This window comes from Streptomyces xanthophaeus (genome assembly GCF_000725805.1).
GTDB lineage: Bacteria > Actinomycetota > Actinomycetes > Streptomycetales > Streptomycetaceae > Streptomyces > Streptomyces xanthophaeus.
This window is the reverse complement of the sequence record NZ_JOFT01000019.1, coordinates 235,951-262,806: the sequence shown is the minus strand read 5'-3', so window position 1 is coordinate 262,806 and position 26,856 is coordinate 235,951. Positions and strand designations below refer to the sequence as shown.

Annotated in this window: 24 protein-coding genes and 3 pseudogenes; 10 read left to right on the top strand and 17 right to left on the bottom strand. The window is 70.0% G+C overall.

Annotation, left to right across the window (positions count from 1 at the left end; genetic code table 11):
- Window positions 1–209 precede the first annotated feature (209 nt).
- Both istA and istB read left to right on the top strand, forming a co-directional pair.
- A complete protein-coding gene (gene istA, locus IO30_RS0114530; protein ID WP_031142979.1) occupies window positions 210–1,862 on the top strand; it encodes an IS21 family transposase in 1,653 nt (550 codons plus the stop codon).
- The gene (gene istB, locus IO30_RS0114525; protein WP_031142977.1) at window positions 1,859–2,659 is read left to right on the top strand and encodes an IS21-like element helper ATPase IstB; all 801 of its coding nucleotides are present in this window, start codon (window positions 1,859–1,861) and stop codon (window positions 2,657–2,659) included. Before istA ends, istB begins: the two co-directional genes overlap by 4 nt.
- Window positions 2,660–2,680: 21 nt before the next feature.
- Here the strand turns inward: istB and IO30_RS0114520 are convergent, their stop codons facing one another.
- From IO30_RS0114520 to IO30_RS45380, 7 genes and pseudogenes are all read right to left on the bottom strand, one after another.
- Complete coding sequence (locus IO30_RS0114520; RefSeq protein WP_031142975.1) at window positions 2,681–3,160, bottom strand: hypothetical protein; 480 nt, start codon at window positions 3,158–3,160, stop codon at window positions 2,681–2,683.
- Between the two features lie 511 nt (window positions 3,161–3,671).
- Entirely contained in the window at window positions 3,672–5,783 is a 2,112-nt protein-coding gene (locus tag IO30_RS0114515; RefSeq protein ID WP_031142973.1) for a SpoIIE family protein phosphatase, read from the bottom strand.
- Between the two features lie 249 nt (window positions 5,784–6,032).
- A pseudogene (locus tag IO30_RS40460) lies at window positions 6,033–6,340 on the bottom strand (hypothetical protein); the annotation flags it as partial.
- Window positions 6,341–6,449: 109 nt separating this feature from the next.
- Window positions 6,450–6,896: a TspO/MBR family protein gene (locus tag IO30_RS0114505; protein WP_234321684.1), complete on the bottom strand. Its 447-nt coding sequence runs from the start codon at window positions 6,894–6,896 to the stop codon at window positions 6,450–6,452.
- A 211-nt stretch (window positions 6,897–7,107) separates the two neighbouring features.
- Window positions 7,108–7,746 (bottom strand): transposase, encoded by a 639-nt coding sequence (locus tag IO30_RS48130; protein WP_157853273.1) that lies wholly within the window; start codon window positions 7,744–7,746, stop codon window positions 7,108–7,110.
- Complete coding sequence (locus IO30_RS48125) at window positions 7,671–8,039, bottom strand: transposase (protein ID WP_425338107.1); 369 nt, start codon at window positions 8,037–8,039, stop codon at window positions 7,671–7,673. Before IO30_RS48125 ends, IO30_RS48130 begins: the two co-directional genes overlap by 76 nt.
- A 341-nt stretch (window positions 8,040–8,380) precedes the next feature.
- Window positions 8,381–8,557 (bottom strand): hypothetical protein, encoded by a 177-nt coding sequence (locus tag IO30_RS45380; protein ID WP_157853269.1) that lies wholly within the window; start codon window positions 8,555–8,557, stop codon window positions 8,381–8,383.
- Window positions 8,558–9,046: 489 nt separating this feature from the next.
- On the opposite strand from IO30_RS45380, the gene IO30_RS0114490 reads away from it, so the two are divergent.
- Both IO30_RS0114490 and IO30_RS0114485 read left to right on the top strand, forming a co-directional pair.
- Window positions 9,047–9,991 (top strand): AraC family transcriptional regulator, encoded by a 945-nt coding sequence (locus IO30_RS0114490; protein WP_031142967.1) that lies wholly within the window; start codon window positions 9,047–9,049, stop codon window positions 9,989–9,991.
- A gap of 122 nt (window positions 9,992–10,113) precedes the next feature.
- Complete coding sequence (locus tag IO30_RS0114485) at window positions 10,114–11,001, top strand: dioxygenase family protein (protein ID WP_031142965.1); 888 nt, start codon at window positions 10,114–10,116, stop codon at window positions 10,999–11,001.
- 333 nt (window positions 11,002–11,334) lie between these two features.
- Here IO30_RS0114485 and IO30_RS0114480 read toward each other — a convergent pair whose 3' ends face one another.
- From IO30_RS0114480 to IO30_RS43455, 5 genes and pseudogenes are all read right to left on the bottom strand, one after another.
- Window positions 11,335–11,769, bottom strand: coding sequence for a DUF6892 domain-containing protein (locus IO30_RS0114480; protein WP_031142963.1), 435 nt, complete (start codon window positions 11,767–11,769; stop codon window positions 11,335–11,337).
- Window positions 11,770–12,239: 470 nt separating this feature from the next.
- The gene (locus tag IO30_RS0114475) at window positions 12,240–13,022 is read right to left on the bottom strand and encodes a lysophospholipid acyltransferase family protein (RefSeq protein ID WP_157853267.1); all 783 of its coding nucleotides are present in this window, start codon (window positions 13,020–13,022) and stop codon (window positions 12,240–12,242) included.
- Window positions 13,023–13,187: 165 nt separating this feature from the next.
- Entirely contained in the window at window positions 13,188–14,621 is a 1,434-nt protein-coding gene (locus tag IO30_RS0114470) for a cytochrome P450 family protein (protein WP_157853265.1), read from the bottom strand.
- A 27-nt stretch (window positions 14,622–14,648) separates the two neighbouring features.
- The gene (locus IO30_RS0114465; protein ID WP_078904686.1) at window positions 14,649–16,103 is read right to left on the bottom strand and encodes a lipase family protein; all 1,455 of its coding nucleotides are present in this window, start codon (window positions 16,101–16,103) and stop codon (window positions 14,649–14,651) included.
- A gap of 683 nt (window positions 16,104–16,786) precedes the next feature.
- Window positions 16,787–17,044, bottom strand: a pseudogene (locus IO30_RS43455) (helix-turn-helix domain-containing protein); the annotation flags it as partial.
- 128 nt (window positions 17,045–17,172) lie between these two features.
- Here IO30_RS43455 and IO30_RS0114455 point away from each other — a divergent pair.
- Both IO30_RS0114455 and IO30_RS40455 read left to right on the top strand, forming a co-directional pair.
- On the top strand, window positions 17,173–17,562 hold the full coding sequence (locus IO30_RS0114455) for a hypothetical protein (protein WP_031142953.1): 390 nt from the start codon (window positions 17,173–17,175) through the stop codon (window positions 17,560–17,562).
- A 1,206-nt stretch (window positions 17,563–18,768) separates the two neighbouring features.
- A complete protein-coding gene (locus IO30_RS40455) occupies window positions 18,769–18,948 on the top strand; it encodes a hypothetical protein (RefSeq protein WP_037893985.1) in 180 nt (59 codons plus the stop codon).
- Window positions 18,949–19,089: 141 nt separating this feature from the next.
- Here the strand turns inward: IO30_RS40455 and IO30_RS46975 are convergent.
- Window positions 19,090–19,374: pseudogene (locus tag IO30_RS46975) on the bottom strand (HNH endonuclease); the annotation flags it as partial.
- A 27-nt stretch (window positions 19,375–19,401) separates the two neighbouring features.
- On the opposite strand from IO30_RS46975, the gene IO30_RS45375 reads away from it, so the two are divergent.
- On the top strand, window positions 19,402–19,539 hold the full coding sequence (locus tag IO30_RS45375) for a hypothetical protein (RefSeq protein ID WP_157853263.1): 138 nt from the start codon (window positions 19,402–19,404) through the stop codon (window positions 19,537–19,539).
- Window positions 19,540–19,801: 262 nt separating this feature from the next.
- Here the strand turns inward: IO30_RS45375 and IO30_RS0114440 are convergent, their stop codons facing one another.
- Window positions 19,802–21,001, bottom strand: coding sequence for a THUMP-like domain-containing protein (locus IO30_RS0114440; RefSeq protein WP_051902246.1), 1,200 nt, complete (start codon window positions 20,999–21,001; stop codon window positions 19,802–19,804).
- A 1,029-nt stretch (window positions 21,002–22,030) separates the two neighbouring features.
- Here IO30_RS0114440 and IO30_RS48120 point away from each other — a divergent pair.
- Together IO30_RS48120 and IO30_RS0114430 are read left to right on the top strand one after the other, a co-directional pair.
- Window positions 22,031–22,489 carry an LIC_13387 family protein gene (locus IO30_RS48120; RefSeq protein ID WP_051859247.1) on the top strand — a complete coding sequence of 153 codons (459 nt, stop codon included), beginning with the start codon at window positions 22,031–22,033 and terminating at the stop codon, window positions 22,487–22,489.
- A 575-nt stretch (window positions 22,490–23,064) separates the two neighbouring features.
- Window positions 23,065–23,412 (top strand): hypothetical protein, encoded by a 348-nt coding sequence (locus tag IO30_RS0114430; RefSeq protein ID WP_237403261.1) that lies wholly within the window; start codon window positions 23,065–23,067, stop codon window positions 23,410–23,412.
- 246 nt (window positions 23,413–23,658) lie between these two features.
- On the opposite strand, the gene IO30_RS0114425 is transcribed toward IO30_RS0114430, so the two are convergent.
- Window positions 23,659–23,847 (bottom strand): hypothetical protein, encoded by a 189-nt coding sequence (locus tag IO30_RS0114425; RefSeq protein WP_031142946.1) that lies wholly within the window; start codon window positions 23,845–23,847, stop codon window positions 23,659–23,661.
- Between the two features lie 222 nt (window positions 23,848–24,069).
- On the opposite strand from IO30_RS0114425, the gene IO30_RS0114420 reads away from it, so the two are divergent.
- On the top strand, window positions 24,070–25,029 hold the full coding sequence (locus IO30_RS0114420; protein ID WP_031142945.1) for a hypothetical protein: 960 nt from the start codon (window positions 24,070–24,072) through the stop codon (window positions 25,027–25,029).
- Window positions 25,030–25,271: 242 nt separating this feature from the next.
- On the opposite strand, the gene IO30_RS46965 is transcribed toward IO30_RS0114420, so the two are convergent.
- Complete coding sequence (locus tag IO30_RS46965) at window positions 25,272–25,505, bottom strand: hypothetical protein (RefSeq protein WP_237403262.1); 234 nt, start codon at window positions 25,503–25,505, stop codon at window positions 25,272–25,274.
- A 669-nt stretch (window positions 25,506–26,174) separates the two neighbouring features.
- A complete protein-coding gene (locus IO30_RS0114410; protein WP_031142943.1) occupies window positions 26,175–26,438 on the bottom strand; it encodes a hypothetical protein in 264 nt (87 codons plus the stop codon).
- Window positions 26,439–26,856: the final 418 nt, after the last annotated feature.

The window sequence follows — 26,856 nt, the reverse complement described above, 5'->3', positions numbered from 1 at the left end:
CCTCTGACGCCGCACCATACGGCGAGCTGCCCGGGCACCGATCGCCCATCCCGCTGGAAGGGGTGGCTCTATAGGCGACAAGTGACTCCAGTCGGAAGGCGAGTTCTGACTCCACCTCGCGTGGGTGGAGTTAGCGTTGATGGGATTTGGCTCCAGTGGAGGGCTGGTCGTGGGAGCATCGGGGTGCTAGCGAGCGTGGGGGGACTTCAGTGCCCGGCTCCAAGGTCGAGTTGTATCCCGCGATCCGTCGTGATGCGCGGGAGTTGGGTCTGTCCAGTCGCGCGCTGGCGTTGAAGTACTCGGTGGGGCGGCGCACAGTGGCTCTCGCGCTGGAGTCGGCGTGGCCCACTGCTCGGAAGAGGATGCCGCCGAGGGGTTCACGTCTTGATCCGTACAAGCTGGCCATCGACGGGATGCTGCGGGCTGATCTGGACGCTCCGCGCAAGCAGCGGCACACACTCACGCGGATCTTCCACCGGTTGCTCGACGAGTACGGTGCTGAGGAAGTGTCGTATGCGATGGTCCGCGATTACGTCTTCGACCGGCGCCGTGAGATCCGGGTCGAGGAGGGCCGCGGGCCGCCGGCCTCGTTCATCCCGCAGACCCACCGCCCGGGCGATGAAGCCGAGGTCGACTTCGGGGACGTGTGGATCAACCTGTCCGGCACCCTGACGAAGTGCTTCCTGTTCTCGCTGCGGCTTTCGTACTCGGGGCGGGCCGTCCACAAGATTTTCGCGTCCTGCGGGCAGGAGGCCTTCCTCGAAGGCCACGTCCACGCGCTGAACACGCTCGGCGGCGTCCCCTACGGCAAGATCCGCTACGACGACTTGCGGGCGGCGGTCGCCCAGGTCCTGGGCCTGACCCGGCGTCGGGTGGAATCCGAGCGGTGGACCGCGTTCCGCTCGCACTATTCGATCACCAGTTTTTACTGCCACCCAGGGATCGAGGGCGCCCACGAGAAGGGCGGGGTCGAGGGACAGATCGGTTGGTTCCGCAGAAACCACCTGGTCCCCGTCCCGCAATTGGACACCCTCGCGGAACTGAATCTGCTGGTCGAGCAGTGGGACCGGCAGGACAACGATCGCCGGATCCGGCTCCGCCCCAAGTCCATTGGGGAGTACTTCCAGGCCGAGCACCCGCTGCTGTTCCCGCTGCCTGACGAGGTCTTCGAGACGAGGTTCGTCTCCTCGGTGCGGGTGGACCGCTACGGGCAGGTCTCGGCCCGCACCAACCGTTATTCGGTGCCGGTGCGGCTGATCGGCCAGATGGTGCGGATCGTCCTGCACGCCTCCGAGCTCGTCGTCTACGACGGCCCCAAGGAAGTGGCCCGGCACGAGCGGCTGATCGCCAAGGGCGGATCCCGCCTTGACCTGGACCACTATCTCGAGGCCCTGGTCCGCAAGCCCGGCGCCCTTCCCGGCGCCACCGCGCTCGACCAAGCCCGTTCGGCCGGCAAGTTCACCCCGGTCCACGACTCGTGGTGGCAGGCCGCATGCAAGGCCCACGGTGACCCCGAGGGCACCCGGGCCCTGATCTCGGTCCTGTTGCTGCACCGGCACATGGCCCACGAGGACGTGGTCGCCGGGATCGCGGCTGCGCTGAAGGCCGGCGCGCTCACCGCGGACGCCGTCGCCCTAGAGGCCCGCAAAGCCGCCGACACCGATGCCAGCGTGCCCGCCCCGCACCAGGAACAGATCACACGCCCGGCGGAGGGCGGGGCGACGGTGACCTCGCTGACCGCGCGCCGGCTGGCCGCGCTGCCGCCCGACCCCAGGCCGCTGCCATCGGTGGCCGCCTACGACGAACTGCTGCGGCTTCGCCGTCGGCACGCCGGACCATCCGCCCAACAGGGGGAATCATGAGCGCAAAGCGCAACCGGGGACTGACCGAGGAAGCCGCGGACGCGGCCGTGGACCAGGCATGCCGGATGCTGCGGCTGCCGACGATCCGGGCCCAGTACCCGGAACTGGCCGCAGGCGCCGCACAGGACCAGATGACCTACCGTGGCTTTCTGGCCGAGCTGCTGATGTCGGAATGCGACGACAGGGCCCGGCGCCGCTCCGAGCGGCGCATCAAGGCGGCCGGCTTCCCGCGCGACAAGTCCCTCCGGGCCTTCGATTTCGACGCGAATCCGGCCGTCGACCCTGCGGCCATCCACACCCTGGCCTCCTGTGACTGGGTCAAGAAGAGCATGCCGCTCTGCCTGATCGGCGACTCCGGGACCGGGAAGTCACACCTGCTGATCGCGCTCGGCACCGAGGCCGCAATGCACGACTACCGGGTTAAGTACGTCCTCGCGACCAAACTCGTCAACAAACTCGTCGAAGCAGCCGACGAGAAACGCCTCGCCAAGACCAACGCCCGCTACGGCCGCGTCGACCTTCTCTGTATTGACGAGCTCGGCTATATGGAACTGGACCGGCGCGGTGCCGAACTCCTCTTCCAGGTTTTGACCGAGCGCGAGGAAAAGAGCTCTGTGGCGATCGCCTCCAACGAATCGTTTGGAGGCTGGACGAAAACCTTCACCGATCCCCGACTCTGCGCGGCCATCGTGGACCGCCTCACCTTCGGCGGCAACATCATCGAGACCGGCACTGACTCCTACCGCCTGGCCGTCACACGAGCCCGCGCCGAAGCGGCCGCAGCCGTCACGAGCTGACGTCTGTCCAGTTCACGGGCGCTAAGTCCTGTTTGCTTCGTCATCTGCAGGCGCTTGTGGATGGTCCACGGTGGTGCCGTCTGGATTCAGCCCGAAGGCGGCCGAAAGAACGGCAGGGAGATCCGCTTCCGGAAGTGCGGCACGTATGTCAGCCAGGACCTGAGGGAAGTATTCGTCGTCGATGAAGCCCATGTATTCCTGGCGCAGTCGGTAAATGGCCTCGACAAGCTCGGGCCGTAGTTGCATCCAGGCACGCGACGAACGGATCTGTTCGTCGACCTGGTCCATGAACCAGCGCATGACTTCGTAGGGGACTTCCAGGTGACGCCCGCGAGGGTCGAAACACACCGTCGGTTCTCGTGCAGGATCCTCGTCGGGGACGACTGCGGTCACAAGGTGGAGTTGCTCGGCGGCGAGCTCCAGTTCCAAGTACCAGGCGTCATCGGCTACGGAGTACATCGCGGTGATCGCGTAGTGGCCATTGGGGTGTGGGAGGGGCATGGCCGCATGCTTTCACGCTCGCCAAGGCGGGGCGTCGCGAGCCCTAACGCCACAGCTCGGACCGGCTTGATCCACCGGTCCGAGACGTCGACCACCATCCAGAACGGCCGAAATATCACCCGCTCACGTGTCCGAGGTGGAGTCACTTCTCACATTCAGGTCTTGCCCCTGAGATCCCTGAACGGAGTCAGAACTGACCTACCTCTGGAGTCAGTTGTCACTGACGCAGCCAAAGGGGGTACCGCAAGGGTGCAGGCGAGCAGGGTCGGTCGCCCCCGCCGAGGCTGACCGGTTGTCGGCCAGTCGGCCCGCGAGGTCGGCGGCCCTTCTTGGGACTCCTGTGGAGCCGGGAGGCGGAAGGCCATCAACGAGGCGCTTGATCGCCTACGTCAACCGTCCACCAGCAAAGAGCGCAAGCCGCCGGGATGGCCGAGGGACGGGTCGCGGTCCGGTGTGTTGCAGCGATCGTGAAATCCGCCTTCCGCCTTACCGGTACGGCTCCCGTTCTGCGTCAGGGAGCGAGGGTCTGTTCGGTCCAGACTGTCTTGCCTGCGGCGGTGTAACGAATGCCCCACTGCTGGGTGAGCTGCGCGACGATGAACAAGCCGCGACCGCCCTCGTCGACGGTGCGCGCATGGCGCAGATGGGGGCTGGTGGAGCTCGCGTCCTGGACCTCGCAGGTGAGGTTGCGGTCCTTGATCAGGCGCAGCCGCAAGGGCGAAGTTCCGTAGCGAAGCGCGTTGGTGACCAACTCGCTGACGATCAGTTCGGTAGCGGCCGCGGTGTCCTCGTCCACATCCCAGCCCGCGAGTGTCCGCCGTGTGTGTGCGCGTGCGGCAGCGGCCTCGGTGAGATCGTCGGCCAGTACCCACGTGGCGACGGACCGGGCGGGAAAGGCCCGGGTACGGGCCAGGAGGAGTACCCGGTCACCGTCACGGTTGGTGCTCGGCAGCGCGTACAGCACGTCGTCGCACAGATCCTGTACGGATCGGTCAGGGCGGGCAAGGACAGGGCCGAGCACCTCCGAGGCGTCCTCGCCGTCGGCCGAGCCTGCGGCGAGGAGTCCGGGCGTATAGAGGGCGATGGTGCTGCCTTCGGCGAGTTCCATTCGGGTGACGGCGAAGGGCCATCCCTCACCGCCGCCCAGCGCAGGCCCGACGGAGATGTCCGCGGTCTCGGCGATGCCGTCGGGACCGACGATCACCGGCGGCGTCGCCTGCCCCGCGCACGCGAACGTCCAGGTGCGCTCGAACGGGTCGTATACCGCGTACAGGCAGCTCGCGGACAGCGGCTCCTGGGGCTCCGGGTCTCCACCCGGTTCGACCGCGCGTTCCGCGGCAAGGAACCCGGCGGTGTCGTCAAGGCGGGCCAGGAGCTCGTCCGGCTCCAAGTCCAGGTCGGCCAGGGCATGTACGACGGTGCGCAGCTGTCCCATCATCGTGGCCGTGTGGATGCCACGACCGGACACGTTGCCGACGACCAGGGCGGTCCGGGCGCCCGAGAGGGCGATCACGTCGAACCAGCCGCCGCCCCCACCCTCGCCCGGGGTGTGGAGGTGGGCCGTCTCCACCGTGCTCCGGCCGAGCGGGTTACGTGGCAACAGATGGCGCTGGACGGTCGCCGCGATGGCGTGCTCGCGAGTGAAGCGGCGGGCGTTGTCCACACACAGCGCGGTATGCGCGCACACCTCACGCACGAGATGGAGATCGTCCTCACGGAACGCGGGCGACCGTCCGGTGCGGTAGAGGCTGACCAGGCCCAGGACGCGGCCCCGCAGGGCCAGTGGGGCCACGAGCAGGCTGTGGGATCCGGAGGCGCGGATCGCTGCAGCCCTGCTCGGGTCGGACCCCATCCACGGGGTGCCCTCGTCGAGGTCGACGATCCGAGGCCGAAGGTCGGCCAGGGTCCGGCTGTACGGGGTGGGGGTTTGAAGACTCCGCACGTCACCCACTGGATGTGCCTGCTTGCGCTGATGGCTGGTCAGGGGCTGAAACGCCGCACGGCGCAGTGGCACGTCCTTGGCGAGGGGCCCGACGGGGGGCTCCTCACCCCGCACCACCGCTTCCACCACCTCCACCACCGCCACATCGGCGATGGCGGGTACCAGGGTCTGGGCCAACTCCTCGCACGTGGTGGTGATGTTGAGGGTCCGGCCCACACGCTCGTGCACCACGTCCAGGATCCTCAGCCGGGCACGCGCATCCTCGGCATCCGTAACCTCAACAGCGGCAACCGCGACTCCCAGGACCCCTCCCTGCCCATCCACCAGACGGAACACCGAAATCGAGTGAGTTCGCTCCCGCCCCTGTTCGGTATTGAACCGCGAACGCAGCAGCCGCTCCCGCACCGGCACGCCGGTCGCCAACACACCACGGACCATCTCCGTCACCTCGCCGGGCGACTCCAGCCCGGTAAACGCATCCGTGAAGTGACGACCCAGCAGACCCTCGACAGGAACCTTGAGCATCGAACGCGTGGCGGTATTGATTCGTACCAGTCTCAGCTCCGTGTCCAGGACGTGCAGGCCCACCGGCGACTGAGTGAACAGGGCATCCAGCACCGCCAGGTCCACATCCCCGCGAACACCCCGCCCCGCCTGCCCGAACGAATCATCGTGCGTCACCGCGACCACCTCCACGGCCCAGCCTGCACGACCCGGCCACCGCCAGCGCTTCGCGGAGCGGGTGAAGTAGCTCGATCAGCTCTGACCAGCCCTCAGGCCTGCAGATCCGCGCACGCGGTCCCGGCCCCACTTCCTGAGCGGCGACGAAATCCGTGCACTCCCCGTCCCCGCCGGGGGCCACTTGTCGCCAAGGCCGACTCTCCAGACCCGTCGGCGCGCCGGCCTACGCCGCAGCAGCCCTCGCTCTTTTCAAAGAAGCAGTCCTGGCCGGGCGCCATCGGCCACCCTGCAGATGTGGCGGACCCACTTGCCGCCCGGGTGGGCGGCGGCGTGGGGAGCGACGATGCCGGTGATGAACCGACGGAACTCGGTGAGCTTCTCCTTGATCACCTTCCGCTCGTACGCCTCCGGAGCGGCCGGTTCGGCTCCGAGCTGGTAACCGTCGGTCCGCATCCAGACCAGCGGGGCCCTTCCTGGTCCGCTATGACCTCCCGCAGCGCGGCCAGTCCGGACCTGACCTGACTGGGGGTGAGGTCGCTGGCGCAGGTGAGCTGGTGGTTCCCGCACGGAGCGTGGTGGCATCCGCACCCAGATGCTGCGCCACAGCCCCCGTGCCCGGACACACCAGCACCTCCCCGGGCGGCGCCTGGGGGACCTCGTCGAGGCTCATGAGTTGAGCTGCCAGATGGACGCATTGAGGGCGGCCGCGAAAGCGACCCACCCCAGGTAGGGGATCAGCAAGGCCGCCGCCGTGACGCTCAACCGCCGGAAGCCCACGATGGTCGTACCGAGCGCGGCCAAGAGAAGAGTGATGTCCAACAGGGCGAGCCCGTATTGGCGGGCCGCGAAGAACAGTGGGGTCCAGGCCAGATTGAGCACAAGCTGTACCCACCACCACGTCAGCGCTCCGCGCACCTGGTGGCGGTCCGGGTGCCGCCACACCAGCCAGGCCGAGACACCGATGGTGGCGTACAGCACAGTCCAGACGGGACCGAACAGCCAGGAGGGAGGGGCCCAAGAGGGTCGCTCCAGCGCACCGTAGACCTCGCCCGCATCGACGGAGGCAAGTGCCCCCAAGGCCGCAACGCCGTAGCTCACGGCGAGGAAGCCCACCAGGGCCAACGCACTCACCCATCGGTGCGGGCCCCCGGGCACTGGCGCCGGGGCCGGTGTCGCACAAGCTGGCACGGCCTGCTCCTGGTGGGCTCGAAGTCGTTCCTGCGCGAGTGGAAGGGCGGCCACGGGCCGCAAGCCAACATCGGCGCCCGCCACTCACTACTTTTCCTTCTGCCCCCGCACCACGAGCGGATGCACCGCACCCAGATCACCATCCACCCGTGCCCGGCACTGCTGGTCCGCTTGGAGCAGAAGGGCATCTGCGATGCCTTCTCCTTTGCGCGGCGCCAGCAGAACTCGCACCAAACAGACACCCTCCCCCGAAGGCGCCACACTCCTCGTCGTCGTAGCGACGCTCCCACCTCGGCGCCCGGGCTGACTCACCAGCTCCGGAGCAAGCCGGCGGAGCACCGTTCCAGCACGTTGCGGTCCATGTAGACCTGCTTGCCGAAGGCCGACGGCCGGCCTCCCCGGCTGCCTTCCCGGCTGCCTCGCCGGGTCCGATTGGGGACCTCGTCAGACCGCTCCGGGATCGTGTGCGTGACGCTGCGGCGCCGCGGCGCCGCGGCCAATTACGGATGGCCTTCGAGCTGTAGCCCTTGTCGCCGATGACGCGATCGGGCCAGACACGCGGTCGACCCGGCCCGATCCGGGGCGCCCGTACGGCGTCCATCGCGGCGGTGAACTGAGTCCAGTCGTTGGTGTTCCCGCCGGTCAGGACGAACGTGAGGGGACGGCCCGTCCCGTCGCAGGCCAGGTGAATCCTGCTGGTCAGTCCGCCGCGGGACCAGCCGAGGGCCGGGCTGCGGAGCCCCTTCTCGGGCCCCGCCCGCGTGCTGGTCGGCACGGACGGTGGAATCCACCGACACCAGCCACTCGATGTCGCTTACCCGCCTGCGCGGCCTGGAGCATCCGCTCGAAGGTTCCGTCCGCCGCCCACCTGCGGAAACGGGTGTGCAAACTGGCCCCCGACCCGTACCGGTCAGGCACGCCGCGCCAGGCGACCCCGGTCCGGAACTTCCACACGATCCCGTTCAGAATCGTCCGGTCATCCAGCCGCGGCCGCCCCAGCACAGACCGAGGCAGCAACGGCTGCACGAGTTGCCACCCAGCGTCCGACCGTTTATGGCGACGTATCACCCGACCATGACCCACAACGGAAGACCACTGCGACGACAGACCCTAGCGCGAGGGGCACCGCCCGCTGGGAGCGGTCCTCTCCGCGCGAGCGGACGTGAGCTGTCGAAACCGCGTGTGTGACAACTGCCCGATGAGTTCGTGGGCCTCCCATCCCCCCCAGGTAGGTTCGGCGGGCGGCGGTGGAGACTCGGCCATGCCGGTCAGTGCGGCGAGGCCGGCCGCAGCAACGACGGCCGCAGCCAGCGCGCGGATGCGCGTCTCAGGGGCCATCTGTGTCTCCCGGTGGAAGGCAGGCTGGGACACCCCGAGGACGGCTTGCGCCGACCCCGGGCGTGACCTGGTCAGCGTGCAGCGTTGTAGACAGCGACGGCCTGGGCTCCGTGTTCGGAGGGAAACATCCGGTTGACCAGCCAGTTTCCGCAGCTGTCGGTGTTCCGGTGGCGGCTCTTGACCCCGACGATCTGCGCGTTCCTGGCGAAGTTCTTGATCATCGGGCCGCCGGAGGCGCCTCCTCCCATGTCGCAGCTCATCTGGAGCCGCTGGTCGAGCGGGTTGAAGGCGACTGCGGTGAATGACCGCAGCCGTTGAGACTCTCTGGAAATCGGTCGCGCGCCGTCGACTGCCGGGCCACACGCATCCAGCTGATCAGACGCTGGGCGTACGGCCGAGCTTCGTTCGCTCTCTGGCGGAACCTCGTCCTCGCCCAGCCACCATGACCGTCACGAAGTAGCCTCCACAACCATTCCAGCCCCACCTCATCGCCGATCTCCCCCAGAATGCGCGCACCGACTTGGTCCGATCCCAGGGAAGCTCAGCATGACCGCCGCACCCAGGTGCGACCGAAAGGCCCGCCCGCAGCCTCGCCCACCCCGTCTCCGCTCCCAGCGGTTCGCAGAGGCTCGCTCGCGCGGCCTTGGCCCGCGGCCGACCCGGGCGGCACCTTTTGGTCTGGACCAGTGAGTGAGCCGGTCTCAGACTGTTCCGATGAACCCGTTACGGATGACCTCGTGAGCACGCACCGGACCGGCGAGCTGCCACTGCACCGGCTGGAGGTCCCGTTCCCGCACCTCCTGCCCTTCGCCATCGGATCCTTCGACTCCATCGGACCGCTCTCCCGCGCAAACTTCCCGCACCGGCACGCGTTCTACGAGATCGTCCACGTCACCGGCGGTCGCGGCGCACACGTGCTCGACCTCACCCACCGGCCCCTGGACCCGCCGCACCTGTGCGTGATCACACCCGGCCAGGTCCACCACTGGGAGGACACCGAAGGACTCACCGGCCGGGTGATGCTCTTCAACGAGGACTTCCTCCTCTCCCACCCCGACGACGCCACCGCCCTCGACCTGCTGGCCGACCGGCCATGGCTGCGCCTGAGGGACCACCAGGACGGGATCCCGGATCTGCTGGCGGAGATGGAACACGAATACCGGACCCTGCGCACGGGATACGCCGGTGTGCTGCGCGCCTACCTGCACATCCTGATCACCCGCGCCCTGCGCAACCGCGAGCCAGGTCCGGGGCGGGGAGCCGCGACACCGGGCCGAGCCGCCGAACTGGCCGCCGCGTTCACCCGACTCATCGCCTCCCCGGGCGGTACGGCCTCCTCCGTGGCCTCCTGCGCGAAGGAACTGGGCGTGTCAGCCGGGCACCTGCACACGCTGGTGAAGCAGGCCACCGGACAGACCCCCGGCCGCCTGATCCGCCGCCGGCAGACACTGGAAGCCAAACGGCTGCTGGCCCATACCGACCTCACGATCCGGCAGGTCGCACGGGACACGGGCTTCACCGACCCGGCGTACTTCTGCCGCTTCTTCCGGCGCGAAACCGGCATGACCCCGGGCGACTACCGAGCAGCGATCGGCCCGGGGAACAGCCCGCAGGGCGGAGGAATTCACCACGATCCCCGGATCCCGTCCATCGCGGCCCCCGCGAAGCGAACCGTACGTTGACGCCGAGGGCTCCGGGCCAGCGGGTACGTCCCTCCCGACCCCGGGCCGCGCCCCACCGCGGCCCGGGAGCCCGGATCAGCCCACCGCCTTCCCCGCCCCACGAGTGAGAAGGAGTCCGACCCGTGCCCAGCCCCGAAGAACACACCACCGACCCGTCACGGTCCGCACCGCCGAACGGCGCCCCCGCACCCACCGGCCGACCGAGCTGGCTGAGCCGCAAGAACTTCCTCAAGGCCGCCGCCCTTGCCGCCGGCACCCCGCTGCTCATCGGCGGTGGAGCCGCCCTGGCGCGTGACCAGCGCGGGGCCGGCGCACCGCCCGGACTGACCCCGGCCTGCGATGACGGCGACCACCCCACCGTGCCCCAGACGGAAGGCCCCTACTTCAAGCCGAACTCTCCGCTCCGCACCTCCCTGGTGACCGCGTCCACGCCGGGCACCCGGCTCACGGTCAGCGGATACGTCTTCGGCCGGGCCTGCCTGCCCGTCGCGGGTGCCCTGCTCGACTTCTGGCAGGCCGACGTAAACGGCGCGTACGACAACACCGGGTTTGCCTTCCGGGGCCACCAGTTCACCGATGCCCAGGGGGCGTTCCGCCTGGCGACCATCGTGCCGGGCCTCTACCCGGGGCGCACCCGCCACCTCCACGTCAAGGTGCAGGCCCCGGGCAGGCCGGTGCTGACCACCCAGCTGTACTTCCCGGGGGAGCCGCGCAACAGCACGGACTCGATTTTCGACGCCCGGCTGCTCATGAACGTACGTCAGAGCGGCCCGGGGAGGGAGGGCACCTTCGACTTCGTCCTGGACGTACCGCAGACGCCGTCGCCGTCCCCCACGGTCACGCCCCCCGGCCCGAGCACCCCGCCCGGGGGTACCTGGGCGCCGGGGACCGCGTACCGGACCGGCGACCGCGTCTCCTACGGCGGGGCGGCGTACACCTGCGTCCAGGCCCACACCTCCGTGCCCGGCTGGGAGCCTCCGAACGTCCCCGCCCTGTGGCGCCGCGGGTAAGCCACCCGCCGCCCGCGCCCGTGGGCAGGCCGGCGCGGAGGGGACTCCTTCGCACCGGCCCCCGCATCGCGGGTCGCGGGTCGCGGGTCGCGGGTCGCGTAGGGATTCCGTCCAAGTCAGGTTCGCCGCAGGCTCGCGGGAGGCTGCCGAGCCCCAAGGGCGGCCCGTAGCACCGCCCAGACCCGAGAACCCAGCGACTCGGGCGTTCCGGTCGAGCAGTGTCGCGGGGCCCCGCGGCCGTTCCCGTCCCTCCCGGAGCCCCGGGTCGAAGCGCGGGATGAGAGCTCGTCGCCAACGAAAGGTGTACCCGTGACCGACCGGATTGTTGGTACCTCAGTCGGTGTCGATGCCCCGTGCGGCGAAGACCTCCGCAGCGTCCGGCACGGCCAGGACGCCGTCGTCCACGAAGGTGACCTCCCGCAGGTTGGGCAGAAGAGCGAGGTCGTCGAGCGAGCGAACGTCGAACAGGTCGTCCTCACCGTCCCAGGCGGGGGCGCAGTGCCCGAAGACTTCCGCCCCCGCGTCGAAGCACAGCTCCTCGACCCGGGCGAGCAGCTCGACCGGGATCTCCAGAGCCTCGAAATGGGCCCGGGACTCGGGCAGCACCTCCGCGTGGAGACCATTCTCCAGGACGTGGGACGCGGGGTCGCCGATCCCCTGTTCGGCCAGCCGTGCGGGCAGATCGTAGACCGGGAGGAGCGGCTCGGGGCCGTACATGAGCTCCTCGATGACGAGCAGCTTGAGGTTGAAATCGCGGAACTGGCTCATGGGAGATGACTACCACGGCGCACACACAGGGCCGGAGCCCGGCCCTCGGCCACGTGCAGGGCCGACTACGCCTCCGGCAGCGCGTACGCTACCGCGACGTCGGCGTCGGTCAGGCCGGTGACCCTTCCGTGCTGAGAGCCCGCGCTCCACCCGTGGCCGCAGTGGCCCGGCACGATCCGCAGAAGACGACCTTGGTCGAGCCCGCCCGTCAGACCCTGACACGGCCCCGGGACAGGGGGCGTCCCGGGGCCAGTCGCGGCACTGCAAGGGGGGAGCCATCGTGCATCTGACGCGACGATATGGATAAACGATTCAGCAGCTCCCCGGTCACGGCCACATCCCACCAGCCCCCCCGACCGAGGGCCTACCGCCGGCTATTGGCGGCGGCGCTCGTTCTGGCGACGGCACGGGTGCGCCGGCGTGCCGAGCACCCGGCGGGTGGAGGCTGACATGCGGCGCCGGCGGTGGGATCAGTCGAACAGGTTCTCCCGATCGGCCAGTTCGCGGTCGATCAGCTCTTGGACGGCGCTGCGCGTGGTCTCGCTGAGCAGTCGGGCGGCCTCCCGGCGGGCTACCAGGCCCTCGGGCCGCGTCGGCGCCGGGATCGGCTCCCCGACGGTAATGGTCCAGTTGGAAGGCAGCGGGAACGGGGTGGTCAGCGGGAAGTACGGGACCCCGAGGAGCCGGGCGAGGGTCGGCACCTCGCCGAGCTTGGGGCACGCCTCCTCCGCTCCGACGATCCCGACCGGCACCACGGGAGCTCCCGAGCGGATGGCGGCGACCGCGAAGCCGGGGTTGAAGGGCCGCAGGCGGTACCTCTCGGTGAACGGCTTCTCCAGACCGGCGACGCCTTCCGGGTACATCCCGACGAGCCGCCCCGCGTTGAGGTGGTCGACGCCGGCCGTCGGGCCGATCGGGAGCGCGCCGTTGCGGCGCGCGTGCCGCCCCAGGATGGGTGTGCGGAAGACGAAGGGGGCCGCGAGGAAGCGCACGCGCCGGTCCAGGGCCCTGCCCAGGACCTTGTCCAGTACGAACGCGTCCAGGCCCCAGGCACCGGAGTGGTTGACGGCGATCACGGCGGGGCCCTCGGCCGGGATGTTCTCCAGACCGAGCGCGACCACCCGGAAGTAGTCGTCGACCAGCCAGTCGAGGAGGCGGTCCCACGCCACCTCGCCGGCTTCGCCGAGCAGCCGCTTGGCGGAGTCGATTTCCGCCCCGGCCGCCTTGATCATCTCGGACACACTGTCCCTCATGACGGGACCTCGCTCTCGCATCGCACGTCACCGACGGGATGTCGACGGGACGGGTTCTGCCCGTTCAACGTGCGTGAGCGCTGCTGATCACGGGGTGATCGGGACAGCGCGGATGAAGTCGTCCGTTCGAGGGCAGTCGGACGAACGCCGCCCGCCCGGGCGGGTTCAGCCCGAGAGCCACCTCGCGGCCCGCCGTACGTCGGCGGCCGCGTTCGCGCACCGGTCGGCGTGCGCGAGGAGGGCCGTCCGGAACCGTTCGCCGGTTTCGCTCCCGTCCCAGCCTGTATCGGCGGCGCAGGCGGAGAGCCGCTCTGCGTGGTGGTCCAGCCGGTCCGCGCCGACCCGTCCCCGCGCCCCGTACGCCGGTAGCCGGTCTCCGTACGCTTCCGCTGTCACGGTGGGACCGTCGGCCTCCACGAGGGCGACGGCAACGGACCCTGGACCGAGGCGGCTCGGCAGGCGGTCCAGGGCGAACTTCGGTGCGAGGAGGACGGGGCGCGTCCCCGCGGTGGCGCCGCGGACGACTTCGCGGCCCACGAGTGCGGCGAAGCGGGCGGTGGCGCAGCCGGACGGGCTGCCGCACAGGGCCCATGCAGGATCGGCGGGCTCCCCCGGTGTCCGCTGCCCCAACATCGCGCGGTCGTAGAGGATTTCGTCGCCCGGGGCGATCGCCGGTCCGTCCGTGTCGAGCGGCGCGCGGACCGGGTACACCAGGGCGGGCAGCGGAGGGTAGTGCTCCAGGGCAAGGTCCACGGCAGCCTCCGGAGAGGTCACGGCGTCCGTGGCTGTGCCCGCGGCGAACAGGGCCAACGCCTGGAACGCCGACACGCTGGTGGCCGTCGACACCAGGGCCAGTGCGTGCGCGACGGCCAGGTCCGGTTCCGGCGCGCCCTGGGACCGGGCTGACAGCCGGCCGGCCAGGGAACCTGGCTCAGGGTCGGCGAGATACAGGGCGAGGCGCCGCCGCAGGGCCGCCGCCCGCTCCTCGTACGCACGGCTTCCCACGGCGTCCGTCGCGGCCCTGACCATCTCGCTCAGCAGGGTGTCCGCGGCCGCGCGGGCACCCAGTACGACGTGTCGGCTCAGCCGCAGCATGCCGGCGTGCCAGTGGTGCCCGTCCAGGGCGCCGTCCTCACGCCGGGCATCGAGCACCGCTTGCAGGTGCCCGTCCACCCGGGCGGTCAGCCCTGCGAGTTCCTCCTGCGTCAGCGCATCCCACGCGCCCGACGGGACCACGTGCGGGGAGAGGCCGCAGCGGCGCCCGTCGGTGGTGAGTCCGGACGCGGTTCCCAGCGCACCAGCTCGGTCGGCACGGGCCAGCAGGCCCTTCGCGTCCGCGCGGGTCGGCGGCACGAGAAAGGTGCCGAAGGGCGTACGGAGCCGCACCGGTCGCCCGTCCCGACGGTCTTGCAGGTGGGTCATCAGCCGGCGCTCGAGCCCGGCACGGGTGAGTGCGTCCAGACCCAGCGTCCGCGCGGGCAGGTCCGCCCACGGCAGACCGCGGGCCACCAGTGCGGCGCTGAACAGGACGTTCTCCAGAGGCCGAGCCGTCTCAGGTCGCGGGACAGTAGTGGCCGGGACGTCGTGCGTGGTGGTCATCGGTTGGTCTCCCTCGGGGTCATGCGGTCACTTGTCGCGGAGCATGTACGGCTGGTTACCGACGACTGCGCCGTCGTAGGCCGCGATCAGTTCGTTCACCCGGACCCGGTGGTGTGCCATCTCCCCGCGCAGGGTGTCGGAGTACGCCTGCGGGGCGTGCGACAGCGGATAGTCGTACGACTCGTCCAGCCAGGTCAGTTCGACCCAATCGGCGGGAACGTCGTGGGGAGAGGCAGGGCCGCGTCCGTCGAGCATGGGGATCACGTCGTGCTTGTTGACCAGGCTGATCACCTGCGTGGTGTGGTCGGCCGGGCGCTTGTTGTCGATGGGAGAGCCCAGCGTGACCACATGAGTGATCCGGTAGGCCGACGCCAGGTCCACGTCCATCGCCAGGTTCATTGCCGTCAGCCCGCCCAGGCTGTGTCCGACGAACATCACCTCGGACCCGGCCGGCACCCCTGCCCGGCGCAGCAGCTTCCGCGCGGCGCGCGTGTAGGTCGTGTCGGAGCGCAAGCACCCGTCGAAAGCGCCGATCAGGTCCTGGGGAGTGCTGTTGCTCGGCAGCCCGAAGCTGGTACCGGGCAGCAGGAGCACATACCTGATGTGGCCGTCGGTACACGCGACGCGCCGCAGCAGCACCAGGCCGTGATTGCCGAGCGTGCCGATGTCATTGATGTAGCTGACGATGTCGTTGCAGGACGTGCGCAGGGCCTTCGCCAGGATGGAGTCGGGCTCGATCCGCTCCGCGCGTCCGGGACCGGGATTGAGGAACCCGAGCACCGAACTGGGCAGTCCGAAGAAGGGATCCGTGGTCGGTACGTCGCCGGCGAGGGTCACCCACGAGAAGCTGTCATTGACCGGGTTCTCGTCGAGGAGTCCCAACAGCCCCAGGAGCTCCATGATGACGGGGCTGAGGGTCGTCAGGGCACGGGTCACGCCCAGCCGCTCGACCAGCGCGTGCAGGGCCCGCAGTGCCTCCCACCGGTTGCCCTTCACCATGGCATCGGTGAGCCGCCTCGCCAGTACGGAGTCGAGGTTCGGGTGCTCGACCACCGCCGCCTCGATCCTCAGCGCGAATGCGTCCACGGCCATGGCCACTGCGGCCGGGCGGCGGTAGGTCACGCTCCCCGCCATCCGGGCCAGCTCTCCGACGACTCCACCGTTCGGACCGAACCCGAGCCCCGAAGGGCTGGTCAGCGCCTTGGCGCACGAGAGCGCCGTACCGAACGCCCACCCGGGGCGGCGCAGGCAGGCCAGGCCGAACCGCCAGCTGCTCAGCGTGTCCGTCAGATCCGCGCCGGCCCGCTTCGCGGTGAGCGCCGCGTCCGCCAGCAGCACGGAGGCGGCGATCAGGAGCTCCGCGTCGGGCCGCCCCGTCGCGGAAGGGGCCCGGCCGGACACAGAGTCCAGCGTGTCCACGGGCAGCCCGGACTGCTCCGGGATCGGGTGAGCTGCTTCGACGGCCACCTGATGAGGCGTCATGGTCTTCCCTCTCGTCGCTGCGCGGCCGCTTCACCGCACTGCCCGGCTTTCCGCCAGGCATCGTGGCACCGCGCCGATCCGCTGCACGCACCCGAGAGGTCGACAGGTGAGGGCGGTGCGCCTCCCCGCCGGCCGCCGACGCCCGCCCTGCGGCGGCGGGGCCCCGATCCCACCGGGTACTTGACGGACGCGGCAGGGCCGGGCCCGCCGCGCATCTCTGAGCAACCCTGGGGATGAGAGGGAGATAGCCGCGTTGACGCAGGCCACCCCTGCCCCCCCCTGCCATGTGCACGTGGGTCACAAGGACACACCCACTGCGCCTGCCTCGGGCTGCCCCCCGCACCCTCGACGACCCGGCCCCAGGCACGGGCCAACCCCGTCCTCCCGGCCACCTTCCTCGACGGCACCTGGCCGACCTGCACCGCGACACGGCTGCCGCGGCCCGTCTTGAGGCCCGCTCGTGTCGGCGGCCTGGCCCGGCTGCCGAGGGCATGTGTGCTCCCCCGCTCCGCGGACGAGCCGCACATTGCTCCGGCTCTCGCCTCAGGTACCGCGGGTTACGTCCTGAACAGCACCCCGGCCTGGCAGCTCGCCCCGCCGGTGCGGTTGGGGCATTGCTGCGTGGTGTGCATCCGGGCCGTGACACGGGTCGTGCCTGGCGGGCTGGCTGGTCCTGAGTCCGGGGGCTGACCGACCCGAGTCGGGCGGGTGGTGGCCATCTGGATCACTAAGTTCTCGTCGTCACCAGTGGGCAGGCGGGGGCGGCGTCCTGCCCACCGAGGACCCAGGCAGGACAACCCCACCTCGTTGAAGCGGTCGATCACGTCGCGAACGGTGTCATGGCCCGCCTGGATCAAGCGGGCCATGACCGGGACGGTGCTGCCGCCGGCCGAGGCCGGCAACATCATCGCCCGCCGAAACCGCATGGAGCTGGGCTCGCCCCACCGCCCCGGGTGCCAGCCTCCACCTGGACAGTGGTCGTAGCCGGCCCGGCTCCCGCCTCGGATACCGTGTTCCTCTACGGGGTGCCATAACGGATGTGACGCCCACCACCGGAGGTAGTCAGCGTATGAGCTCAAAGCGCAGCAAGAATCCAGCCCTGCCCGTACTTGACGACGCATTCCGACTCGCGTCGGTCAAGGAGGCCGAAGAGTCCACCCGTGACTTGGCCGCGCGGCTGGCCACCACCGAGCTGCGCCGTGCTTCCCACCCGGGCCGGGTCACCTGGGAGCCCACCGATCAGGCCGAGCCCGTACCGGTCCCGCCGACTGTGGTCGACGGTGACGGGGACCTGTGGCTGCGGGACCGGGGCACTGGCACCTGGACCATGCCCGAGTTCAACCCGAAGGAGTTCCCGGCCCGCTGTGGCGAGGTTCTGACGTGGAACCAGCTTGCTTGCGAGTTCGGCCCGCTTACCGCACTGGCCGACGACCGCCGCATCGGCGGCGGCCGGCGCTGACCGCGCAGCCTTCTGGGATGACCGCGCCCCTCAAGCGCCCGTTACGGGTGGCCGGGGGCTCCAGCTCACCGCCGAGCTCGACGACGGCGGCGAGCAGGTGAGCGTGGTGGTGGCGTGCGGCGGCCCCGAGAAGCGTGGTGCGGGCCTGGCGCCACCCGATGTCCTCGGTGCGGCCGGCGTCGGTGGATCAGCCGGGTAACGGTCGGCCTTCAGTTGCCGTGGTGAGCGCGCGGCCCAGCTCCCCGATCGACTGCTGCCGGTCGGTGAGCTGGGCCGCGCACCAGCTCACCGACGGCGGCCGCCGGGCCGGCGCCGAAGGCCCGCGCTTCGGCGTCGGCGTCGGCGTCGGCGTCGGCGTCGGCGTCGGCGTCGGCGTCGGCGTCGGCGTCGGCGTCGGCGAGGACGTCTTCGTCCAGGTCTCGAGGGCCTCACCCCACGGAGCGGCCGCAGCGTCGAAAGCGGCCAGGGGCGGCGTGCAGCTCGGTGTCGAGAGCGGCGCAGACCTTCCTGCGGCGATTCGACATCGAGCACTTCTTCAGGGTGATCAAGCAGACACTCGGCTTACCGCCCCGAGGCTGCGTGTGCGCAGGCACGCCAGCCGTCCTCGCGATAGGCGCCAGACGACAGCAGCTCGGTCACCTCGTGACAGCCATGATCACTGTCGCTCCGCACGGAGTGGGCGTGACACCTTCCGGTCAGGGTTGTTCAAGTGGCCGCTCGTCCTGGGTGAGGCCGTCGGGGTGCCGTCCCAGAGCGGCGGTGAGCCGTGCGGGCAGAGCCCTCGGTTCTCCCCTTCACCAGGTGCATCACCGGCGTACGCCCGCCAGATCACGCTGCACGGATGCACCTGGCCGTCACCAGGTATCGCCGAAAGGCCGCGGCCTCGGTGCCGTCGGCGTCCAACAGGCCCCACACGTGTGGTCTGTCTGCGATCTCGCAAGGGAGTCGAGTCCGCCGTCGCGGTCAGCGCGGAGTGCGCACCGCGGCCCCCGTGGAGCAGGACCTTCACTGTCTGCACTTGGGGCTGTGGCTCGGCAGCAGCAGCGATCGGACGCTCAAGGCACCAGCCGCACCACACGACCCCGGTTCAGCCTGACGATCAACGCGGGAGCGGTCACGGTCTGGCGAGCATGAGGACGAGGGTGCAACGAGCCTGCATGCAGTCGGAGCTGCCGGGCATACGGATGTCACCTTCTGGAAGGAGTCATGATGCTCGGCATTGCGGCCGCTGTGCTGTTCTTCATCAGTTTCTTGATCAACGCGGCGGAGATCTCGACGAACCACGTCTTCTCGTCCGGCAATTTCATGATCCTCGGCCTCATGCTGCTCGCTCTTCACGTGGCCGGCATCGGCGGTACCTGGGCAACCCGTAGCCGACGTCGCTGAGCATCGGGAGAAGCGTCGCCGCTGTCACCGGCACTGGTGACCGCGCACTCCGGAGCGGCGCCCGGCGGGGGGACCTCCCTCGCCGGGCGCCGCCGATGCGCCCGGAGCAGGTCGAGCAGCATCGCCCGTCCTGCACTGCGCAGCCGAGACGAACTCCACCGCGCTACCGCCGCAACCGGCTGCCATGTCCTGCCGCCCGTCCCGCTCCGCCTCGTCGATCGCCAGACCCCAGCGGAGCTTGGTCGCGGTCCACTCCACGCCGTACCGGCACAACGCGTCCGACGACGACGGCAGCGGCCACTGGGCCGGGTCCTGGTCGGACTTGCTGCGGTTCGAGCGGGCAGTCACCGCAACCAGCGAGGCCGCCTGTCCTTGGCCGTTCGCGTACGCCTCTCGACGCGCTGGCGTCCACGCCTTGGCCCCAGCTGGCGGGGCCCAGCCAGGAGTGTCCTGATGGCGTTGCTGATGCCGTTCGCACCAGGAGCGCCACGCGCGGTGTACTTCGAGGGCCTGTCCCAGCTCGCCGACGCGACCGATGAGGAGCGCACCGAGTTCTTCGTCGAAGTAGGACGCAGCAGGGCGGGTGCGTGACCACGGCCGGATAGCGGTTCGCGTACGCCTACGGGTCGCTGTGAAAACCCGTCGCGGGCCGACCATCGCCGACGCCGAGAGGGTTGTCCTGAACCGCTACGCCTCCGCCTGCACCAAGGAAGCCGGAGTCCGCGTCCCACGGCGGGCAGCAATGTGCACCCGCTGGGTGGTGGCGGTGCCCACCTTCAGGAGGATCCCGTCCGCGGAACGTTCATGGACCGGCTTTCGTGAGGGCCCCCGGCCGAGCGCCAGCCCAGTTGAGTCAGCGGCCCTTCGGATCACTCACGGGGCGGACGAGCAGCAGGGTCGGTTCACCGGCCACGCGGGTGAGGAACGCCGTCGCCGCGCCCCCGGCCCCGCGGGGGAAGGCCTGGCTGAGCTCCGCGGCCTCGGCCGGGCAGCCATGCTGGCGTACCGCCAGGTCCGTCAACCCGCGCTCGCGGAGCAGCGCGCCGGCTCCGGAGGGGTCGTACGGCAGGACCTCGATGATCTCGTGGGCGGTTGCGAAGGGGGTGGCGTGTGCCTCGTCCGAGGTGATGCAGGCAGGGACGGCCGCGTCCAGGACGCCGCCACGGACGTCCTCGGCGACCTCGGCCACGAGGCCGGCTCTGACGACGGCCGCGTCCGCCTCGTAAAGGTAGCGGCCGGGCAGTCGCACGGTCGGTTCCGGAAGCCCTCGGCCGATCAGGGTGGCACCGCCGGGCAGCAGGGTGGCCCGGCGCAGTACCTCGGTTGTGGAATCCGTGTCTCCGTACCACCACCACAGGACTGCCTCGTGCACCTCTCCGTGCCAGGAGATCCACTCGGCCTCGGCAGCCCCGCATCCCTCTGGCATGCTCCTGTAGTCGACCTCCGGGCTCATCCGGATGGCCCCCGCTCCCATCCCGCGGACGGTCTCCAGCGCCCAGGACAGCGACGGGGCCCCGGACTGCGCCCCGGCACTCCCCACCGGCGTTCTGACGTCGAGGAAGACTGCCTCGCCCCAGGGCCGGTATGCCGTGAGGTCCTGCTGCTCGATCCATGTCATGGACAGCACGTCCATGGCCTCGCCGTTGGCCGTGGCGATCGCGACGTTCAACGGATCGCTGTCGACGGCCGTGACGGCATGCGCCGATGCCAGCGCGAGCATGTCCGCCCCTATGCCCAGAGGGAACACGTCGAGAAACACCACGCCCATCCCGTCCAGGACCCGGTCCAGCTTGTACTCCCCCACCTCGTGGTGAGAGGCAAGGTCCAGGCCATCCTGGGTGAAATACATCCGCTGGGCGTCCGCCCCGAACTTGGCCTGAGCTACCCGCCGCAGCCGCACCTGTTCGATCGCCGCCGTGACCAGCTCCGCCGGGTGGTCCCAACGCAGCGCGGTGAGGGTGGCGGGCCATGTGGCTGGGTCAGGGTCGTGTACGGCGGCCAGTACTGACTGGCCCTCGTCGGTCAGCAGCATCTGGAAGGCGTCGAGATCCACACGCGCATCCTCCCAAGGCCGCCCACCCCCGCGAACAGCGGGGGCCAAGCAAGTCCTCGGGTGAGCGATCGAAACGACAGCACGCGCACCTGGAGAGAGACCCGTCCTAGGCCTTCCGGGCTTCCCCGGGCTCGGCTTCACCAGGCTCAGGCCGGTGCGCCCCGCAGCCCTGGCAGCGCCGGGGGCGGATGGGCCACCCCCGGGCCCGTATCGCTGCGCACGGTGGGTCATCGCGGAGCGTGGCAGGCACCCTCCGCCGATCCGGGCAACGCCGCCGCCTTGAACGTCGCACCCGGGCCCCGGGAGGAGGAGCCCTGGCAACGGAATCTCAGCTCGCGGAGCAGATGCCCGGACCCCGTACGGCCGCAAGCGGTCACTCATGGCGGACAGCGACGGCATTCCTCTTCCAAGGTCCCGGATGGGCCCTCACCTGGATCCGCCGAAGCACTGGCCATGCCGCGGGCGGGCGGATCATCGCCCGGCCACAGGCCGAGCAGGTCGAGCAGGCGCGTGAGGTCGGCGCGGTCGATGGCACGGTCGGCGACCGCCCGGCGCGCGGCGTCCCGGTCCACGGACCCCACCGGTGGCTGCAGGGTCGATGCCTCCGCGGAGGAGAAAGGGTCTTTCATGGCGTGATGCCACCACAGGCGGCGTCGCCCGGCAGGCTGTACTGCTCCAACCGGCCTTGACCCGGAGTTCAGCGGGCGGTGGACCGGCGTGGGAACACGCCGGCTGCTCGCCGCCGACGACTCTCAGGGGGTTCCGGCTGACCGCGCTGCCGGGTCCGATCCGCTCGCGGTCGCCGCCGTCGGGCCACCCCGTATGGGCAGGGAACGCCGGAGCCGGGCCGCCCGTCGGCGGCTCAGCGTGAGGAGGGGCGGACGGTTTCACAGAGCATCGCGTCGCGGGAACTTGGTGCCGCGGCGTAGCCGATGCCTGTCTTCCCCACGGCGGCCTCTACGGATGTAGAGTACGGACACGCCCTCTACATCCGTAGAGGAATATCTGATCCAACCTCAAGGAGCCACAATGAGCGCGGTCACCACCTCCGCCGTCATGCAAAGGCCCGAACCGCTACGGCCCTTCAAGGTAGGAGTCGGCGGCTTCTTGATCCTGGGCACGGGGCACCTCGCACTTGCCGCCGCAACAGCCTGGGGCAATCCGACCCCACAGCAAGAAGCCTCATCAGCAGCCATGCGGGCAACGAGCATGACGCTGCTCGGCCTGGAACGCACCACCCTCGACGTCGTCCACGGCATGAGTTCCGCCATGGCCCTGTTCGCCATCACCTGCGCACTCCTCGCTCTGTTCGCCGCTCACCACTCCCCAGACTTGATCGAACGACGCACCGCCTTCGGATGGACACTCCTCGCCGCCTCACTCGTCGGCCTGGCAATTTCCGCCCTCCTGCTGCCCCCGCCACCGATCATCGTCCTCTCCGTCACCAGCTGCGCCTTCGCCCTGTCCCTGCGCCGAGCAGCGCCCTGACGTGCGTCTCGGCGGGCGTCGACGTCGGACGGGCGTACCTCGGGAGCAGGCCGGTTCGGAATCCGCAGGCAGCGGCCAGGAGGGGGCGGGGCCTATCGCTCCGCGGGCACGTGCCGAGCCGTCCGCGCGTTGCCTCGATCGCTATCGGGATCCGGCCTTCCTGGCTGTCGCACTGCTCAGCCAGTAGAGCCATGAGCGCTACCGGCGCCGCGGGCCCGGCCGGTTCGGCGGGTACGCGCGAGGTCGCCACCTTGGCCGAAGTCAGCGCAGATCCTGGAAGGACCACACCTGGCGCGGATGGTGGGGTTCCGAGCCCCCAGTTCCACACGTCCCAGTTGCTACGGGGGCTCCTTCACGCTGCACCGGGTCATTCCCAGGCATCCCGTACGACGTTCGTCCTATCCTGTCCGCTGCCGTCCCTGCCCGGACGGGATCGACGCAAGGCGTTCGAGGTGTGGTCCGGCTATCTGAACGCCCGGACTGGCGAGGATCCCCAGGTCCGTGCGCGACTGCGCTCCACGTTGCAGTCGGCCCGCAATGCAGCCGCCGGGGGTGAACTCGACACTGGACGCGCCTTGGTGACGGAGATGTACGACGACGCCCGGGAGACAGACCTTCCCTGGGCTCCCGTGCAGCCCGGACCCTGCACGGCGGACCTGCAGGCGCGCGACTACTCCAAGGACGAACTGCGTACGGTGCTTCCCGTGCGGCTGCGCGAGGATCTCGACAGCATCGCGCTCTTCCTGCGGGTCACGGGCCGCCGCCTCAAGAACGCCCCCGGCCTCGACGCCGCCACGCGCCGGGACGTCCTCTATGTCTCGGCCCGCGCCGGGATGGCCCTTGATCTCGCCCACCCGACGGCAGCGCGACGGGAGCTCGAACGCCTCAGGGAAATTGCCCGACGCTGCAACGTGGCGCCCTGAGAGCCGGGCAGTGCCGTTGGCGTGACGCCGACTCGGGATCAACAACAACGACCAGCAGAACAACCTCGACAACTCGTAAATCGGCGTCCTCTCCGAGCAGGACCTCGTCAACCACCTCAGCCTCACCAGCTGAACCTTCAGCCCACCGAGGCCATGTCGTACGGATGCCCGACGGAGCGAAGGGCATTCTGAGTTCCTCGAGTCCCCGACGACCGCGACCACGACCGCGACCGCGACCGCGACCGTTCAGCGCCAGCCGGTATACCCGTCCGGGTGCCCTCCTCCGGAATCCCCGCCCATGAGACCGACCACGAAGAGCACCGCCACGATCAGCGCGAGCAGCACCAGCCAGAAACGGTCTTCGAATCCCGGACGAAACGGGTCCCGTGGGCGATCGCCGTCCGGGCTCCCGGTGTCGCTGTCCTCGTTGCTCATAGCGCACCCCCTCCATCCGCATTCATGGCACTGCGTCAAGCGGTCGGCGTCAAGCCCGCCGGCGGCATCCCCGTGGATCAGGCCCAGCCTCGCTACGTTCCATCTGGTCATCCAGCCTCAGACTGCCCTCTTCTCCAGACGTAGTTGGCCTGTGCATGTCTCGCTCGGCGCGCACTCCACTCTGGCTCTCCGTCGGCCTGAACTGGGCGTTAGTCTCAGCGAATGATTTCTCCGCGCACTCCGAAGGTCATCACGCGCCACCGTGACGGGCAGATCCGTGCCTACCTGACAGCCCCCGGCGCATTCGGGACGCTGGAACCCGCCGCGGTGTTCCAGCCGCGGGCCGGCGACGAGATCGTGGAGTCGGCGGTCCAGCCCGATCTGAAGCGAGTCGTGTACACGACGCTGAACGGGGTCGTCTGCCTCACGCGCACCGGCGACGTGGCGTGGGCTTCGGACTTCGAGCCATACTCCGACGTGCTCCACGGCCACCGGCCTGGCTGCGTGCTGTCTCTGGACGGCCGGACTGTATGGGTCTACCGACCGGACGCGATGGCGGGACGTGGGGCCGGGGACCAGTGGGTCGTGTACGACGCCGACAGCGGGGCGGTCCTCGCGCGCCGGGAGCTGGAGACGGTCGGGCACGGCGCCGGCCACCACGTGCACCCCGTGGACGGCAGCATCTACCTCGACATCGGTGAGGGCCAGGACGGTGCCGTCATTCTTCGGGGTAAAGCCGGGGCACACGGCGAGGTGGAGTTCGTGACGTACCCGTGGTGGGACCGCTGCCTGATCGACCTGGCGCCGGGCGGGCAGCAGTTCATGACCGTCGATCACGGCCAGGCAGACGTCAGCTTCCACCACCACCCCAGCGGCGAGGTGATCTTCAAACTCTCCGTCGAGGCCTTCGGGTACGACCCGGAGGAGACGTTCGTGGAATGGTGCGGCGGCTACCTGAGCCCGGACACGGCTGTCGTCACCCTGGGCGGGGAGAGCGATGACGAGGAGGAGTGGTTCCGCCACCACCTGGTCGAGGTGAGCACGGGCACGGTCGTCGGCGAAATTCTCGTCGGGTCGACCAACCCGTACGAACTGGAGCCGCTGGGCGATGGCTCCTGGCTCACCGACGGCCCCGACGGTCACCCCATCCGGTCGTCCCGCACTCCGCAGTCGGCAAGTTGAAGGGGGGCCGCCGAGCCGTCCCCACTGCCCTCACCCGTCAAAACGATCAAGTGGCAAGTGCACGGGCGAGGCTCATGCGCTCTGTTGAAGATCCGCGTCCTCCTTCGACCGTAGGCATCACGGAAGCGCGGTCAGAACCGACTACGCCGCTCAGTCACAAGACCTGCCACTGAGCACGACACCTGGCCCGAAAGGGCAACTTGGATGCACAGCAGCAGCTGCCCACGCGGCGTCAGGCCGAGTCACCACCGGGCTCTCAACACGCCGTCGCTGTCGGGCAGGGCGGCGCAGAGCGGGGGGGGGTGGCGTTCGTCGAGATTCAGGGTCAGGGCGCAGGCCGCCCGCGCGTCGGCGTGCACGCCCGCCCAGAACCCCTCATCGGCGGCCTCCGTCACTTCCTGTTCCTCACGTTCCGCCGCGTAGGGCGAAGCCGTCAGCGGTTCTGGGAAGAGGCCGAGCTCCCATGTACGGGCCAAGGCTTCCGTGCAGCGCCGGTCGCTGCCCGAGGCCTCCGCGAAGGCCGCGATCGCCCTGGGTACGCCGCTTCCACCGGCCCGTGGTCGCTGACCGTGTCCTCGACACCGGTGCAGAGCCCACGCTCGTCGCGGTCGGCAGGGGCGTACTTGGTGATCGGTGGACAACGGACGGTGGCACGGTGCTCCCTTGGCGGTGAGAAGGGGTACCTGCGTAGTTCCCCGGTCCGGGGAGCCGCCGGTCCGGTTCCGGAGGCTGCCCGTCGCCGATGCTCGGGCCTCGCCGTCCGGGACGACCGCCTGCTGCTGCTCGGAGGCTCCGAGCGCGGCGCGGCCCGCACCCACCTGCGACAGGTCCACTACTGCCGGCTGACCGACGGCGGGGCGGTGATCACCGGAAGGGCGAGCTGACCTGGCCTAACGGCGATCCCGTACGCCGGTACACCCGCCCTGTCGGCCGCGGACCCCACCCCCATGAGTAGTGCGCGGTGACGAAGCCGTCAGGCTCACCGGAAGCACGGGCGGGCCAGCAGTGACTCGATCAGCGCTCTTGGATCCTGTCGCCAGCCACTGGCATGGTCCGATCCGGAATCGGTATGGGCACCCCCGCGACCGGGCAGACCGACCTACCCGAACTGGCCTCCCCAGGGCGGCCAGGTGTGGCCGTTTCCGTCAGTCGTCCCGCTCGCCACTACCGGCCACGTAGGCGACGAGCGCGCCGGCGAGCACGGCCCAGGCGGCGGCGACGGGTCCGGCGGTTGCCCAGCCGAGGAGCCCGAGAAGCAGGGCGGTGAGGGCTCCGGTGGCGAGGGCCCGGGGGTTGGTGAGGAACTTCCACCGGCTGCGTCCGCTGCCGGGTCGGCGGATCTCGGCGACTGCCGTTCTGATGACGAGGGCAGCCACCACCATGGCGATGAGGAGCAGGGTGATCGCCATGGTGCCTCCGGTGCGGTCAGATGTGCCGGGTGATGGTCTGTTCTACCTCGCGCTGGTGGATGTCGGGGATGCCGTCGGCGTCCGCGTCGACGGTCTCTTCCTCGTCGAGGCGCTCGTAGGGGCGTTGCGGCGCCGCAGCGCGGCTGCCAGGACCGCGGCGGTGACGGAGGCGATCAGAACGGCTGCCTTGACGTGCCCGTCGACCGCCTGCCGGGAAGGACCGGTTCCAGGCGGGTGGACACCTGTGCCAGGGCGGGACCGGAGATGCTGACGCCTGCCGCGAAGAGAGCGAACAGCACCAGCATGTTCGTTCCGCTCCCCTGCCGCCATCACTCGGCTTGCAGGCGCAGAAGTCTCGCTTGGCGCCTCGTCGCGCCCCTGCGGTTTTCCGCAGGGGCGCCGGGAGGGAACGCGCATA

Bases quoted from the DNA above. Each gene is read 5' to 3' on its own strand.
- IO30_RS0114465 (WP_078904686.1), bottom strand. From the start codon at position 16,103: ATGACGCCTCATCAGGTGGCCGTCGAAGCAGCTCACCCGATCCCGGAG.
- IO30_RS48120 (WP_051859247.1), top strand. From the start codon at position 22,031: ATGAGCGCGGTCACCACCTCCGCCGTCATGCAAAGGCCCGAACCGCTA.
- IO30_RS0114410 (WP_031142943.1), bottom strand. From the start codon at position 26,438: ATGGCGATCACCCTGCTCCTCATCGCCATGGTGGTGGCTGCCCTCGTC.
- IO30_RS0114420 (WP_031142945.1), top strand. From the start codon at position 24,070: ATGATTTCTCCGCGCACTCCGAAGGTCATCACGCGCCACCGTGACGGG.
- IO30_RS0114455 (WP_031142953.1), top strand. From the start codon at position 17,173: ATGAGCTCAAAGCGCAGCAAGAATCCAGCCCTGCCCGTACTTGACGAC.
- IO30_RS0114425 (WP_031142946.1), bottom strand. From the start codon at position 23,847: ATGAGCAACGAGGACAGCGACACCGGGAGCCCGGACGGCGATCGCCCA.
- IO30_RS45375 (WP_157853263.1), top strand. From the start codon at position 19,402: ATGGCGTTGCTGATGCCGTTCGCACCAGGAGCGCCACGCGCGGTGTAC.
- IO30_RS0114470 (WP_157853265.1), bottom strand. From the start codon at position 14,621: ATGACCACCACGCACGACGTCCCGGCCACTACTGTCCCGCGACCTGAG.
- IO30_RS45380 (WP_157853269.1), bottom strand. From the start codon at position 8,557: ATGGGAGGAGGCGCCTCCGGCGGCCCGATGATCAAGAACTTCGCCAGG.
- IO30_RS0114520 (WP_031142975.1), bottom strand. From the start codon at position 3,160: ATGCCCCTCCCACACCCCAATGGCCACTACGCGATCACCGCGATGTAC.
- istB (WP_031142977.1), top strand. From the start codon at position 1,859: ATGAGCGCAAAGCGCAACCGGGGACTGACCGAGGAAGCCGCGGACGCG.
- IO30_RS0114475 (WP_157853267.1), bottom strand. From the start codon at position 13,022: ATGAGGGACAGTGTGTCCGAGATGATCAAGGCGGCCGGGGCGGAAATC.
- IO30_RS40455 (WP_037893985.1), top strand. From the start codon at position 18,769: ATGATGCTCGGCATTGCGGCCGCTGTGCTGTTCTTCATCAGTTTCTTG.
- IO30_RS0114480 (WP_031142963.1), bottom strand. From the start codon at position 11,769: ATGAGCCAGTTCCGCGATTTCAACCTCAAGCTGCTCGTCATCGAGGAG.